12 protein-coding genes and 2 pseudogenes are annotated in these 15,329 nt (G+C 38.4%); 4 read left to right on the top strand and 10 right to left on the bottom strand.

The features are described 5' to 3' along the window. Window positions 1–325 precede the first annotated feature (325 nt). Window positions 326–958 carry a TetR/AcrR family transcriptional regulator gene (locus tag ACH0BF_RS18165; protein ID WP_340856597.1) on the bottom strand — a complete coding sequence of 211 codons (633 nt, stop codon included), beginning with the start codon at window positions 956–958 and terminating at the stop codon, window positions 326–328. Between the two features lie 190 nt (window positions 959–1,148). Here ACH0BF_RS18165 and ACH0BF_RS18160 point away from each other — a divergent pair, with 190 nt between their 5' ends. Beyond that, window positions 1,149–1,907, top strand: a complete 759-nt coding sequence (locus tag ACH0BF_RS18160; RefSeq protein WP_340856598.1) for an SDR family oxidoreductase — start codon at window positions 1,149–1,151, stop codon at window positions 1,905–1,907. Between the two features lie 105 nt (window positions 1,908–2,012). Beyond that, window positions 2,013–3,272, top strand: a complete 1,260-nt coding sequence (locus ACH0BF_RS18155) for a cytochrome P450 family protein (protein WP_340856599.1) — start codon at window positions 2,013–2,015, stop codon at window positions 3,270–3,272. 422 nt (window positions 3,273–3,694) lie between these two features. On the opposite strand, the gene ACH0BF_RS18150 is transcribed toward ACH0BF_RS18155, so the two are convergent. The 4 genes from ACH0BF_RS18150 to ACH0BF_RS18135 form a co-directional block, all read right to left on the bottom strand. Next, window positions 3,695–4,897, bottom strand: a complete 1,203-nt coding sequence (locus tag ACH0BF_RS18150; protein WP_406909953.1) for an aminotransferase-like domain-containing protein — start codon at window positions 4,895–4,897, stop codon at window positions 3,695–3,697. 114 nt (window positions 4,898–5,011) lie between these two features. Continuing rightward, window positions 5,012–6,319 (bottom strand): MFS transporter, encoded by a 1,308-nt coding sequence (locus ACH0BF_RS18145; RefSeq protein WP_340856601.1) that lies wholly within the window; start codon window positions 6,317–6,319, stop codon window positions 5,012–5,014. Window positions 6,320–6,437: 118 nt separating this feature from the next. After that, complete coding sequence (locus ACH0BF_RS18140; RefSeq protein WP_406909952.1) at window positions 6,438–7,826, bottom strand: aminotransferase-like domain-containing protein; 1,389 nt, start codon at window positions 7,824–7,826, stop codon at window positions 6,438–6,440. A 452-nt stretch (window positions 7,827–8,278) separates the two neighbouring features. Further along, window positions 8,279–8,989 (bottom strand): MerR family DNA-binding transcriptional regulator, encoded by a 711-nt coding sequence (locus ACH0BF_RS18135; protein ID WP_406909951.1) that lies wholly within the window; start codon window positions 8,987–8,989, stop codon window positions 8,279–8,281. A 150-nt stretch (window positions 8,990–9,139) separates the two neighbouring features. Between ACH0BF_RS18135 and ACH0BF_RS18130 the strand changes: the two genes are divergently transcribed. Both ACH0BF_RS18130 and ACH0BF_RS18125 read left to right on the top strand, forming a co-directional pair. Further along, the gene (locus ACH0BF_RS18130) at window positions 9,140–10,018 is read left to right on the top strand and encodes an alpha/beta fold hydrolase (RefSeq protein ID WP_340856604.1); all 879 of its coding nucleotides are present in this window, start codon (window positions 9,140–9,142) and stop codon (window positions 10,016–10,018) included. Window positions 10,019–10,068: 50 nt separating this feature from the next. Beyond that, window positions 10,069–10,639, top strand: a pseudogene (locus ACH0BF_RS18125) (transposase); the annotation flags it as partial. 352 nt (window positions 10,640–10,991) lie between these two features. On the opposite strand, the gene ACH0BF_RS18120 reads toward ACH0BF_RS18125, so the two are convergent. The 5 genes and pseudogenes from ACH0BF_RS18120 to ACH0BF_RS18100 form a co-directional block, all read right to left on the bottom strand. After that, window positions 10,992–11,234: a hypothetical protein gene (locus tag ACH0BF_RS18120; RefSeq protein WP_340856605.1), complete on the bottom strand. Its 243-nt coding sequence runs from the start codon at window positions 11,232–11,234 to the stop codon at window positions 10,992–10,994. A gap of 896 nt (window positions 11,235–12,130) precedes the next feature. Beyond that, a complete protein-coding gene (locus tag ACH0BF_RS18115) occupies window positions 12,131–12,919 on the bottom strand; it encodes an enoyl-CoA hydratase/isomerase family protein (RefSeq protein WP_340856607.1) in 789 nt (262 codons plus the stop codon). A gap of 633 nt (window positions 12,920–13,552) precedes the next feature. After that, window positions 13,553–14,551 carry an NAD(P)H-dependent flavin oxidoreductase gene (locus tag ACH0BF_RS18110; protein ID WP_340856608.1) on the bottom strand — a complete coding sequence of 333 codons (999 nt, stop codon included), beginning with the start codon at window positions 14,549–14,551 and terminating at the stop codon, window positions 13,553–13,555. 359 nt (window positions 14,552–14,910) lie between these two features. Continuing rightward, on the bottom strand, window positions 14,911–15,036 hold the full coding sequence (locus tag ACH0BF_RS18105; RefSeq protein ID WP_406909950.1) for a hypothetical protein: 126 nt from the start codon (window positions 15,034–15,036) through the stop codon (window positions 14,911–14,913). Window positions 15,037–15,039: 3 nt separating this feature from the next. Beyond that, window positions 15,040–15,255: pseudogene (locus tag ACH0BF_RS18100) on the bottom strand (acetyl-CoA C-acyltransferase); the annotation flags it as partial. Window positions 15,256–15,329: the final 74 nt, after the last annotated feature.

Below are 15,329 nucleotides of genomic sequence, written 5' to 3'. Positions count from 1 at the left end.
TATTTTGGTGAAAATCATTACAAATCCTATTCTTCAACTAATGAGAAATAAAGTATTCATTCAGCGACCATAGATAGAGAAGCTCTTATAGGGTATTAATTAAGATAAATGTATTTGAATTTTGCACTGTTTGTTTTTTAAAAAAACATGCCTGATAACAAGCGCGCAAGCATGGCAGTATTTCATAACTATTATTCCCCCAGCTATTAGACGATTTATACTTATAACCCCTTGTTCTAGATTCATTGTATGTTCAGACGTATAAGTTATAAACAGCTTCTAACCTTTGGTGAAAGTAGCTCTACTAATTCTTCTCTTACTTTAATTATTCTGTTTCTTCCTTTAAATGTACTCCACTTAAGTTCCGATTAAAAACAGTTGTAGTCGGTTTTTTATTCAAGATGGCCAGTAACTGTTCAGCCATATAGCCAGAACTGTATTTAAATCCACTATTCACCCACTCAATAATCATGCCAAAAATAGCATGTGAATGATAACTAGCTGCAAGTTCACGATTTATAGTAGAAGTGGAGGCATCGTCACTAAGATCTTGCAACGTTAAAGTGGTAAGGATATCACATATTTTATAATGGAATCCTGATAAAACTTTTGAATTCACAATTAAGGTATAGAAATTGGAATGGTTATTTACATGTTCAAATACTTTGACGGCATTGGAAGAAAGTTTACCTACGTCAAAGGTGTTCTTATTTTTATAAGGGTCACGATACGAGGCAATCAAATCCGTAATAACGTCATCTATGATTTCATTTAATACATCTTCTTTATATTGATAATGCTTGTAAAAAGTCCCTCGATTTACATCGGCTAGCTGAACGATTTCTGTAATTGTGATCTTTTTGAAATCCTTTAGCTCCATTAATGACAGTAATGAGTCTTTTAGTGCTTTCTTCGATTTAATAATTCTTCTGTCAACTTTCACCTGTTTATTAGACATAAGCCACCTCGAATGCTCAAAAAATAAATTAATCATCATTAGCGAGCCATACTGTATATTAATCAACAAATACAGCTCTTATTGCGGATTGAAACGCTTACACAAAAGTAATTATACTATAAGTATGTTGATTAAATAATGAACATTTGTCCATTATTTAATCAACTAAAAAAGTAAAGGAGGAATGGAAATGAGACTTCAAGATCAAGTAGCTGTAGTAACGGGGGCCGCTTCGGGAATGGGAAAAGCGATTGCCATTCTATATGGAAAAGAAGGAGCAAAGGTAGTCGTTTCAGATATTAACCTAGAAGGAGCCAACTTAACCGCTGAAGAAATTAAATCTAATGGAGGCAATGCCGTAGCCGTATCAGCTAATGTCGCTAAAGAAGAGGACATTCAAAAACTTATTGACACGGCTGTGAGTACATATGGAACTTTAGACATTCTTGTTAATAATGCCGGTATTATGGATAATTTTGAGCCTGCTGGTGATATTGAAGATGAGAAGTGGGAAAGGATCTTTGCCATTAACACAACAAGTGTTATGCGCGCTACGCGTAAAGCTCTTCCTATCTTTTTAGAGAAAGAAAAAGGAGTGATTATTAACGTTGCCTCTGCAGGTGGAGTGCAAGGAGCACGCGCGGGTGCAGCTTATACTGCTTCCAAGCATGCCGTAGTTGGATTCACAAAAAATACAGGCTATATGTATGCACAAAAAGGCATTCGCTGTAACGCAATCGCACCAGGAGGAGTTGAAACAAATATCAGCCATTCCATGACAGGGGTCAACAATTTCGGTATGGAGCGCATCCAGCCTGGGCTGGGGATAAATCCTCGTGTTGGAAAACCAGGTGATATTGCGTCCGTAGCTTTGTTCCTGGCAAGCGATGACTCAAGTTTTGTAAATGGCACAGTCATAACGGCCGATGCTGGCTGGACTGCTTATTAGAGTAAGTAACTACTATTTGTACAGAATGATAAACGTAGATCACTATATCCCTAGCATCAAACAAAGCAAGACCTGAAAAGGGCAGTTGCAGAAAGGAAGAGGATCATGAATAGTTCAGATCAAATCCAGCCTGAGAAGGCCGTACTAGGTGTGTTGAGCGGTGAAATCGGAGAAAACCCCTTCCCTATATTCGCACAGTTGCGAGACATGGGATCGGTCATTCCCATTCCCTTTCCAATGGGTGATGCCGATAGTCAAGTATGGATGGTTACACGTATGGAAGAGGCTATGAAGGTCTTCAAGGATCATGCCCGCTTTACGGTTGACCGAAGAAATATTGTAGATAATAGCAACATTCAGCAATCCTTAACTGGGAGTGAGGAACAAACTGATTCATCTCTTTTTCTCGCCAATTCCTTGAATGCGATCGATGAGCCCGATCATCGGCGATTACGTATATTGGTATCTAAAGCTTTTACACCGAAATATATGGAAAGCTTGCGCCCTCGTGTACAACATATAGCAGATGAACTGCTCGACCAGGTTCAAGAAAAAGGGGAGATGGATTTAGTCAAGGACTATGCTTATCCATTACCAATCAATCTTATTTCAGACATGATAGGCGTGCCGAAAGAGGATCGGTCCAAGATCCATGAATGGTCTGAAGGCATCTCGAATGGCCTTGGCCTCGGAAGGCTTGAGCCAGAAGTTGCCGGAAACCTCCAAGCTTTCGGTGATTATATCAGACAGCTTGTGGCCGATAAACGCAAGTCCCCTAATGATGATTTAATTAACCAATTGATCGCCATTGAAGAGGAAGGGGATCGTCTCAACGAAGATGAGCTGATCTCGATGGTCCAGTTATTAATCTTTGCCGGCCATGAGACTACTTCGAACTTAATTTCCACAGGTGCTTTACTCTTATTAGATCACCCCAATCAGTTGGAGATGCTTAAAGCCGATCGCAGTCTGGTTCCTTCAGCTGTTGAAGAACTGCTGCGCTTTAATGGCCCCTCTACAATTACTGGACCGCGGTTCGCTCTCGAAGATACTGAGCTTGGAGGCCAACAGATCAAAAAAGGGGATGTACTGCTTCTTTTAGTGAAATCGGCCAATCGAGACGAGCTTCAGTTTACACAGCCGGAAGAATTAGATATCACGCGCAAAATTAAGCGTCATCTCGCCTTTGGCCACGGCATTCATATGTGTTTGGGCGCCCCTCTCGCCCGTGTTGAAGGAGACATTGCGTTTACCACCCTGCTTAGACGCATGCCAAATCTTCATCTAAGCATTCCCCGGGAGAAGGTGAGCTGGCAATTCAAGCTATCCTCACAAGGGTTAACTTCTCTTCCCGTCGCTTTTTAGGAGTATTAATATATTTTGATGCCAGAGGAGAGTGAGGATGGGGTCTCATTCTCTTCTCCTCCTGCCGAGTTTCTTGCTAGACTATAGATTTTTTCATATTCTTTCCTCTTTTCGACCATGTGCATACTATCTAAATGTACTTGCGAAAGAATGATTCCTTTTTATATAGGTCTCTTTTAAAAGAGTTTTCCCTGTGTCACAAAATATCTTCTTATTATTCAGCTAAATTTAAATTTCCATCAACATCCCGCCTGTTTTTAGTACGATATTGTTAAACTAAAAAATTCAAGAGAGACTGCTGATTGTAGAATAAATACCCCCGTATATAACCATCAACTTAAGGAAAGGTATACAATATATAGAGTTGGGCACAAGACCTTGTTTCTTTGCTTATCTTTCCTAGTCAGACTGTTAACTCTGAATCATGAAAGAGTTGCTTCTCTTTCCAATTCACGATGTAATACCTCTCCCATACGCCTCATGCCTTCCATGATTTTCTCTATAGACATATTTGAGTAATTTAAACGCAATGTATTTTTTTGTGTACCATTTGGAAAAAATGGCACACCAGGTACACAAGCAACATTGTTTTTTAAACACTCGGTAAATATATGTGTTGAATCAATGCCCTCTGGAAGCTCAATCCAAATAAATAATCCACCTTCTGGTTTACTGTAAGACAAATTCTTTGGGAAAAATTCTTCAATACAAAATAACATCGCTGTGCATCTTTCTTTGTAAACCTCTCTGATTTTATTAATGTGCTCTTCAATATCATAAAGTTCCATATACTTCGCTGTAATTCTTTGTGCAAAACTATCAGTATGTAAGTCAGCTGTTTGCTTAAAAGCAATGTACTTATCAATGAAAGATTTGTCTGCACAAATCCATCCAAGTCGAAGACCGGGAGTAAAAATCTTAGAGAAAGTACTTAAATAAATGACCCTCCCCTCCGTGTCAAAATGTTTCACAGGCGGGATTTCCTCTCCAGCAAATCTTATAGCTCCATAAGGATTATCCTCTATAATCAGCACATCATATTGATTAGCAAGCTCAATCATTCTTTTTCGTCTTTCGAGTGTTAATGTACGTCCGGTAGGATTTTGAAAATCTGGAATAGTATAGATGAATTTTGTCTTAGGATGCTCTTGCAGCTTTTTCTCTAGCTCTTCCATAACCATGCCATTATCATCCATAGCTACTTCAACAAATTTGGCATTGTATGACTTGAATGCATTAATGGCTGCAAGGTAGGTTGGGCTTTCACAAATAATTGTATCTCCCTCATCGATAAATAATCTTCCGGTAAGATCAATAGCTTGCTGGGATCCTGATGTAATAAGAACATTTTCAATAGTCGAGTTGATTCCAATCACTTTCATCCTTTGACAAATAGCTTCTCTTAAAGGAATATACCCTTCAGTCGTACTATATTGAAGAGAATCGGCACCTTCTTCATTCAATATGGCATTGCACACATCTTTAAGGGCTTCTATAGGAAACAACTCTGGAGCTGGCAGACCTCCCGCAAAAGAGATGACTTCTGGTCTTTCTGTCACTTTCAATATTTCACGTGTCTCAGAAGATTTTACTAAATGCGTTCTCTTAGCAAATTTATTTTCCATTTATAATCATCCCTTTATATTTTTTGTAATTGATTACGTTTAACAATTATTTTAAAAGTTTAATAGCTCCCTCTACCTCTACTTCAATAGCATTATGAATATTCAGTTATTTGATTAGACATTACTCTGTTTATTGATACGTGCCCAAATAATAACGGGAATAAGCAGTAATGAAAGCATAGCGCCACTAATTGAAAGAACTGCATAACTAGAATGGGCTACAACCATTCCAGATAAACCTCCTCCTAATGCTCCTAACAAAGCAATCCAAACATCTACAGAACCTTGTATCTTAGCCCGAGCAGCTGGTGGGGTTGCGTCTACAAGGATGGCTGTTCCACTAATTAAACCGAAATTCCAGCCAAGCCCAAGTAAAACAAGTGCAGTAATGAGTACTACCATCGAATCAGCAGGCCCCATAGCGGCTAAAAAGCCAGAAGCAAGCAGCGTAATGGCAGAAGCAATAGCCATAACAGCACGCCCCATCTTATCAACAAGAAAACCCGTTACTAATGAAGGCAAAAACATAGCACCTATATGAAATCCAATGACAATCCCTACTTCATTCAAACCATGACCATGGTGTCCCATATGTATGGGCGTCATCGTCATAACAGCCGTCATCACAAATTGAGTAAGAACCATGACTGCAGCCCCTGCAAAAATTCCTCGCCTGTTTATCGATAACAAATTAGAATTTTCCTCTGAAATTAAATGACTGGTTGTTCTCTGAGCATCTGATATTGCTTTTGCAACGATAAAGGGATCAGGACGAAGTAAAATGAAGAGAATCAAACCAGCCAGTGTATAAGCTGCGGCAGCTAATATAAATGGACCAGCTAAAGCAGGGATTCCTACAGACATTGCAAACTTGCCCATTACATCGACCAAGTTTGGACCTGCAACAGCACCGAATGTGGTGGAGACCATGGCCATACTAACAGCCTTTGCTCTTTGCCTTGAATTTGCCAAGTCAGTTCCCGCGTAGCGTGCTTGTAGATTTGTAGCTGATCCAGACCCATAGATAAGCAGTGAAATAAATAAAAGCAGAATGCTATTTGTTAATGCTGAAATGACTACTCCAATGGCACCAAGACCTCCAGCCAAAAATCCTGCCGCAAGTCCAGAACGGCGCCCATGCACTTGAGAAAGTCGGCCCACAAGCAATGCGGCCCCTGCTGATCCTAAAGTAAATAATGCCGTAGGAATTCCAGTTACACTATCTGTACCTAACATGTCTTGGGCTAGAAGTGCCCCTACTGTTACTCCTGCTGCAAGTCCTGCTCCTCCAAAAACTTGAGATAGAACAATAATGATTAATGTTCTCTTATATAGTTGTTGCTGTTTTTCTGGTGAACTAACGTAGCTTGGTAACCAATCTGATTGCCGATCTAACACTTTTACATTTTCTTTATGTAGCACAGTCTATCCTCCCTTTTTAAAAAATGAATTCTATTTCTTATCATCCTCCAACTAAATTTGAATCATCATAACACGCACAAAAATGCCATACAATATTATAATTGTATGGCAAACAATATTAGGTAAGATTGATTAGTAAACGTTGAAGGATGATCAATCCTTTCTCAAGCTCTTCGATCGTATTGGGCGCACAGATAGAGACCCTTACTGCTCTTTCTGGACAACTATTCCCAACTACAAAACGTTCGGCCGCATACACTTGTACTCCCTGCTGTGCAGCTAACGTTTCAAATTCAGCACCGGTAATTTTACCTGGTAATAGCAGCCAACGAAAGATGCCTGTTTCAGCACCTAAACACATATAGTCACCCAAATATTGATGTACAACTTGGTTTCTGCGAATGGTTTGTTCCCGATGACTCTCAATTAAGCATTCAAATTGATTTGATACGATCGTACGTGCTGTCAGTTCTGCTAATAACGGAGACACAGTTATATTTAAGTTATAAAGTGCCTTTGAAATTGGCTCCTTAAATTGACTTGGCACTGCTACATAGGCTAGTCGTAACCCCGGTGCTAATGATTTAGATAAACTTGCAATATAAATAACTTGTTCTGGTGCAAATGATGCGACTGCTGGCAGTGGTTTTTTATTGAGAAGATGGTACGATCCATCTTCAATAATGAACTGATTATACTTTTTGGCAATGGCTGCAATCACTTTTCGGTTCTCAACCGACATAAAGGAAGCTGTCGGATTATGATAATCTGGAATCAAGTAAACGCCTTTAATATTTTCATTTTTACATGCATATTCAAAAGAAGTTGGGCTCATTTCGTAGTTATCTGATTTGATCGGCACTATTTGCACATTAAGCATTGCTGCCACAGTTTTTAAGCCAGGGTATGTATGCTGATCAACACCAATTCGATCTCCGGGCTTACAAAGACTCGCCAGTGTGGCAGCAATCGCATTTTGCCCGCCATTTGCAAATAAAATGTGATCAACAGTTGTTTCAAATCCACTTCTTCGGATTAGCTTTATAGCTGCATCCTTTTGCCATAGGCTTTCGCCTGCCCGACCATAACCAAACCATTTTTCATAATCTGTCTCTTGCAGCATACTTTTTAGTTGGAGTAACAGCGGCTCGTAAGAAGCATGATCTGGGAGGGTTGCTCCCATTTCAATTAAATGTTTCGGCTTTGTATCTTCAAGTAAATACGCATTCGATAACGCGTCATACGATACAAATGTGCCGCTTCCAACAGTTGCACTTAACAATCCCTTTAACTCACACACTTTAAACGCTTTTGAAATGGTACTCAAATTTAAATCTAAATAATCGGCCAGTTCTCGCTGTGGAGGCAGTTTTGTTCCTGGTAATAGAACTCCGTTTAAAATATCCTGCTCCAATTGCCCTGCGAGTGCTTGATAAATAGGCTTTTTAGTTTTATCAATCGATGGCTTCCAGCTCATCGGGTAGTTTTCAAAAGAGTTAATTGGCATGATACGCATCCTTTTTCAAACAATTATATGATTGCTCCCTTTATAAAACAATGATCATTGAACCTTTTTAAACTAGTCTTTGCTTACATACATAATCCACAATCCTATTAAAGAAAGCTTTATTGAAACTTATGTAGGTCGTAAAAACTTAGATTATACGCATAGTTGAATATTAAATTCCTATATGGCTCCCCTGCTACCTTATAAAAGAGAATTGTAGAACATAGATGTATATACACCGTCATGGTGTTAGGGGCTACCAAGCCTATCTTATGACATGAATAAATTGACATTTTCTGATCTTACAAATGTACAACTATTTGATTAGGCTTCTGGACAAAACACAAAAACAGCCCTTTTGATTGGGCTGTTTTCAAATCTGATTAAATACCGCGTTAGTGATCCATTGTTCCGGTAAAACTATACAAGATTTGCTTGAACTTATCTCTTTTTTAAGAATTTATTTCTTGGTAAAAGTGTATATATTTCATCAGTTCTGTGATTCCTTTCAATTGAAGTAATAGTTGATTGTTCAGATTTTCCAATGCTAACTGAAAGGAATATTCAATTTTATCATAGTTTTGTGTGTCTAAATCGTTTAATAATTTTTTCATATTTTCTATATAATAAACGGTTTTTCTTAAACTGCTTATGATCAGTATTTTTCGAAGTTCAGGTATCGAAAACATTCTATAACCGTTTTCTTTATTTCTTTCTGAATGGACTAACCCTTCATTTTCCCAATGGCGGATAGCTGAAGTATTTACTCCCGCTATTTTTGCCGCCTCTCCAATACTCATACACTCATTTAATTCCACGTTTTTATATTGAATAAATTCAGCATTTTGAATCATGGTCAGGATTTCTTCCACTCGCTGTTTCTCCACTTGTATATGGAATTGCTGTTCATTCACTAGCCACAGGGCTTCTTCAAACCTTGAACTTTTAATCATTCTCATAACTTCGTAAACAATGGGTATGTCATATCCTTTTAACAAGGCTTTAATGGTAGTAAAAGCTTGGAAGTGAATCGATTTATAAAGACGGTGATTACTATTCGTTCTTGGTACAGCAGGAATGAGATCTTGTTCTTCATATCTTCTCAAAGTTGTTGTGCTAACATTTAAGGCGTTTGCAATTTGTTTAGGGGTATATGAATCCATTTATTGTCTCCTTTTTTAAAGTAAAACCTTCAAGTGCTACAATAATATATTTCAAATAAAATCCCAATATATATAGGGAGAAAGACGAAAAACCGAAATATTGCATGAATGTTATACGATAATAGTATAAACATTTTAGGAGTGATAAATATGGAGAATAACATAAAACTTATGGATGAATCAGAATTAAAAGTTGGTTTAGTTGGGAATCCCGACTCTCCAGCCATCATGCTTCCAATTGCTAAAGAATCTGTATATGGACAAGCAGCTGAAAACCTAAAGTTGTGGGGAGTAGACCCCGAATTAGGGAAACATTTTATTGAGGGCCTCGCGGACAAGTTTCAGATTCTATATTTCGACTACGAAGGACACCGTTTGCAACATCCGACCCCTGAGAATCTCACACCTGAAAATATAGTAAAAGATTTGCTAACAATTGCTGATGAAATGAACGTTAAGAAATTTAGCTACTATGGATATTCTTGGTTAGCTTTAGTTGGATTACAATTAGCCATTCGGACAGATAGATTAGAAAGTTTAATCATGGGTGGTTTTCCGCCAATAGATGGTCCGTATAAAGAAATGATGGTGGTAACAAATAAAACATACGAACAAGCTTTGTATAATCAAAACTCTCCTGTTAGTAACGAACAGAATCATGTTAATCCAGAAAATGTTGAGTGGGATAACATACAGGTAAAAATCGACACGAATCAAATTAAACAATTTGTTACAATGTACAAAAATTTGATGGAGTTTGATGATCGAGAGATTCAGTATAAATTAGTTATTCCAAGATTGGCGTTTGCTGGGGAAAAAGACACTATTGTTTATGGAGAAAACTTTGGCAGTGTAACAGTAGATATTATCGGTATACTTCAAAAAAATAAACAAGAGTTAGAGCATCTTGGATGGGATGTAGAAATCATAGAAGGAAATGATATGGATCACACCAAAGCTATGCAGCCTGTAACGGTACTGTCATTGATAAAGCACTGGTTGATTACAAATTTGAATATAACTCGTTAAATATAGTAATCCCCTACCCTAATCTCACAGAGTCGAACAGGATGAACAACTTGACAGACCTATTATTCCTCCCAGACCTTAGAGCAATAAAATCGCCACAAGAAAATGAAACTGACATGATTCAAGAAAGCAACTAATTATGGACTTACCCATTCGTTTAAAACGAGTGGGTTCACAATTAAATCGAAGAAGGTATAAGTGTCGTAAATGTGATTCTACTATGGAAGTAGCTGAAAACATTGGTGTAAACGAAAAGGCCGTTAGAAATGTCTTTAAGAATCGTGTGGCATTCAAAGAACGCGAATACCAGTTTGAGACTCGTAAATGGCTAGGGATTGATGAAATACACATGATCCGTAAGCCCCGTCTTGCACTGACTAATGTTGAGCATAAAACTATCTTTGATATTAAGCTATAACCGTAATAAAGAAACAGTTATCCAGCGCCTAACTGAAATAGATGATAGATATGGCATTGAATATGCCACAATCGATATGTGGAAGTCTTACAAAAATGCAGTTAATACGGTATCGCCTCATGCTAAAGTTGTTGTAGATAAGCTTCATGTAGCCCGAATGGCTAACCAAGCCCCTAGATAGCTTTAGAAAGGCTATGAAATCGAAGCCTTTCGTGCAGTTTGCCTATCTAGGCAGCTGCGTTTGATGTTTAATTCCCTCTGCTAATAGCAAGAGCGATTTTCCCGTCTGCTACGTGGTATGAACGAAGTCTCATCGCTACTCCATCGACCATTTCAATAACATAGGCATCCAGAGGGTGTATTTTACGCCTGACAGCTTCTACACAGGCAAAGAAAGAGTAAATCCAACTATGAACTAGTTGTTCAATAAAAAACTTTTCTTTAGAAAATCAATTTGATCGGCGATAATTCCCTCACGCACTCCCGATTCATAAAAAGCGAAGTGAGAAACCGGATACTGTTTCACCATTACTTTAGACAAGTTTCTGATGAGTTCTATCGTCTGTGGCCCTTGTGTTTCCTTATCATACTCACCATAACAATTCCCTTTATTTTATTCGCAACATTGCTTGGCTTATATTTCATCATTTCTATGAGCGCTCTTGGAGCAATCTCATTACGCCATGTTTTTGACTGCACACCTGCTATTGCTTTTATCGCTTCATCACCCACCATAACGGCCAATTCTCCAGTCTTGCCAATTGCAGGTATATATAGGAGTGTCCTGTGTACCCCCAAATCCTGCGCCCATAATGATACATGGTCTTGCTAAATCAGACTTTATCCTATATAGATATCCAACACATGTTATTCCACTGCTTTTAAACTCCAACCTCTCCTTACTTACTTTCTTTTCAGCCATTTTTCTATTAATACTATCAGGGCTTTAATCGTTTCTTTTTATATGCTTTAGTTCGTATCCCATTATTTTAGGCTTCTTCTTTCACTACCTTGCTCCGTTCGTTCAATAAGAAAAACTGAAGTCTAGATGTCGCTGTAAAATTAAGTTTGATTAAAAGCACATCGCAATCCTAGATTTCACAATAAATAAGAAGAATCCTTTTTAAAAAAGCTGATCAAAATGGAGACACTCTTTTTAGAGACGTATGACATTTTTATAAAAAGTTTAATCAAAATCACTTAGAATTCTTTGCTTGAAGGGATAACACATCGTATCTTTTTTGTAAGCATGCCACTTTCTTTAAAGCCTCGCGTCTTTTTTAACCATAATTACACATACTTATGCTCTTTGCATCAACGCACAATGAATTAATTTTCAATGAACCTATAAAAACTAGATGAATTGTGTTCTTACAAACCCAACAATCGCCTATCTATAAATTTGATAGGCGATTGTTAAAGTCGTTTAACTTTAGAAGTAGAATAATGATTACAGCATTATATTAATACATGGTTTTTCCTAAAAAGCCCTGTGCACTTGAATAAAATTACACTTATATACTTGGATATTTGTTTATTTGTGTTATTATTTATCTTTTCACCAGGGCTATCACGTGAGTCAATTCTTTACTACATGATAAACTTCCACCATAGTTTGTAAAGGTCCGAAACAAGGCTTCTGTAGGCACTGTCCTATTTATGATTTTCTTTAAGGTGATTATTTCAATATATAATTACTCACCCCGGAATACAGGTTTCCTTTTCTCGGTAAAGGCTCGAACTCCTTCCTGTACATCTTTGGTCTCAAAACAAATTTTGATAGAGGCGTACTCTTGTTTTAGAATGGTCGTAAGATCCGTGTCAGGGCTTACGGCAAGCATTCTTTTGGATAACGTCATCGCAACCGGTGGTCCTGCCGCTAGTTCCCTAGCAAAATTCATAACCCGATCCTGAAATTCTATATCAGGGAATATCCCGTTAATCAAACCGATCTGCTCGGCTTCTTCAGGATAGATGTCTCGACCTGTATAGATCAATTCGGCTGCTTTGGCCTGTCCCACTAAACGCGGTAAAAAATAGGTCATTCCCGCATCGGGGCTTAGACCACGACGAATGTATCCGGTTGTTACACTTGCTCCAGCAGACATAAAGCGCATGTCGCAGGCCAGAGCCAGGGCGAGTCCTGCACCAGCAGCTATACCATTGATCGCGGCGATAACCGGTTTATCACAATGAACAATGCCTAATGCTTGATGACCAACCCAACCCAAGTCATCTAATCTTTTATGACGGGAATAAATGGATGGATTTCTCTTTGAATAATCAGACAGGTCAAGGCCTGCACAAAAGCCTCGTCCACTCCCGGTTATTACAAGGACACGGACTTCATCATCAGCTGAAGCCTCCTCAATAGTCTCGATTATCTCCATACTAAGCTTATCATTTACGGCATTGAGACGCTCAGGTCTGTTTAAGGTCAGTGTGCGAACCCCATTTTGTGTATCCACGATAATATGCTCCATATATTTATTCCTCCTTAAACTATTGTTGAAATATACATATGTATTAAGGTCTTTTTTATTTTTTTACTAGTCATCGCTACTGTACATCGAGGAATACAATTACTTTCCACTTTCATCCGTAATGACAATGCCATCCCTTTTGCCGCCGATATGATTTCCATTAATCCCCGAGCTAATTGAATTCAATTTATTAGGGCTAGTATATTAATAGCAGCTGTTATGGTCGCCGTGATTTTCGCTAAAACAATAGATGCCCCTCCATGCAATAGTCCAGTAGGCTATCAAGTTTGAGGTTCTACTGGCATCGTTATAATCATACGGTCAGGTATAAATTCTAAATAGTCTATATTAAGTTCTTTAATAAGCTCATGTTTATCCCAAAATCGAAGCTATTCTGAAAAATCCGCCTCATATTCCGCATTATATAAGTCTAGTACTTATTTAGATACGAACATTCAATTTATATTCTTCTGTTTTCATGCTAAAAGGATGGATTTATGTTGCCACAGCCCATCAGCAAAAAAATCCCCGCTTCAGGTATTAAGGACAGAACTCTCCAATTTCTCTTTTATTCTTATTTCAGCTTTTGAAAAGGGTATTTTATAGGTAATGCAGCCGTTTCTCCATCTTCCTTTAATAACTTTGCTCCCTCAACCTGCTTGCAGCATCAAAAGAATTCATTTGTTTCAGTAAACTTTGCTTTGTTTGAATATACTCTTGATAGAGCTTGTCTATAAATGCCGCTGTAGTTGTGATCTCATTAATGGTCCCAATGCCTTGACCAGCTCCCCAGATATCTTTCCACGGTTTTGTCTCTCTAGCAAAATTCATCTTAGAAGGATCACTTTCAGGAAGATTATTAACATCCAAACCGGCAGCACGAATGGATGGGGCCAGATAATTCCCATGTACACCTGTAAAGAGATTACTATACACAATGTCGTCAGACGTACTATCCAAAATGGCTTGCTTATATACATCAGAAGCATTGGCTTCGTAAGTGGCAATAAAAGGTGTTCCAATATAAGCAAAGTCCGCCCCCATTACTTGAGCAGCAAGTATCGCTCTTCCGCTTGCAATGGAACCTGCTAAAGCAAGTGGACCATCGAACCACTGTCTAATTTCCTGAATTAATGCAAAAGGACTTTTTACACCAGCATGCCCTCCTGCCCCTGCAGCAACAGCAATCAACCCATCCGCGCCCTTTTCTATTGCTTTATGTGCGAAAGTGTTATTAATCACATCATGTAAAACAACTCCCCCATAACTGTGTACCGCGTCATTTACATCTTCCCGTGCGCCTAAAGATGTAATAATAATAGGAACTTTATACTTCTCACAAATTTCCATATCCTTTTCCAGGCGTTGATTAGTCTTGTGCACATTCTGATTAATTGCAAATGGCGCGGCAAGACGGTCTGGATTACGTGCGTTATACGAGTCGAGTTCCTCTGTGATTTCTGCCAGCCATTCGTCGAGTTGCGAGACTGGCCGAGCATTGAGCGCAGGCATTGATCCGATAATGCCGGCCTTACATTGTTCGATTACTAATTTGGGATTACTAATAATGAACAGTGGTGAACCGATTACAGGCATTCGTAACCCTTGAAATATTGACGGAACTTTACTCATAATTTTTATTCCTCTCTACGTAAGGTTATGTAAGTGGAACGTTCATCTGTCTTTCATTTGCAAATATTGTCTCTACTGAACTTTTTGTTTATCTTCGATCTCGTAAAATGGTCTGGCCATTTATCATTGCAGTTCCAGCGGTGTCCCTTTTAAAGCAACCTTTTGTAGGAAAAAATTTCGTTTGAAGGCAACACCAAGTTCATTCACTCTGTTTCTAATTTTTCAAAAGAAATTATATGGCAGTTCCTATTTCTTAATGAAGGAACTTAAACCGTCTGCTAATCAGCTGGAGCGATTTTACACTTTCCGAATATGCAATCATTTATAGTAGTTTATGTTGTTGATTTTGTTGAACAAACTCAATGCCTAGTTCCTAATAGGATTCTTCTTTTTTTAGTATTGTAAGTGATGTCAAAGAAACCCTCTAAAATATTATAAATAGATTTCCAATAAACCCCTTTTCTTTTTTTAGTCACTTCAATCATCCTAGCCACTCCTTGGCCGCCACCGCCACAGAGGGTTGCGATCCCGTATCTTTCTTGCCAGCAAATTATTTCAGGAATTAAAGTGATGACCATGCGGGCACCAGCCGACCCAACCGGATGTCCCTCCCCATTCGCATTGCCCTTGTTAATATCAAGCCACAATTCCCAAATAATAGCCGCTGCCTGGAAAGCAAAAGCTTTATCATGATAATTAGCTATATTGTTAACGCAAGAAATATGCCCACACTAAAAATTACTTTTATCCTTGTTTGTCAACCTGGAACAACATATTA

The sequence above is a fragment of the Pseudobacillus sp. 179-B 2D1 NHS genome (assembly GCF_045370945.1).
Classification (GTDB): Bacteria; Bacillota; Bacilli; order Bacillales; family Domibacillaceae; genus Pseudobacillus.
The sequence above is the reverse complement of the archived record's forward strand: the minus strand, read 5'-3'. Positions and strand labels throughout refer to the sequence as shown.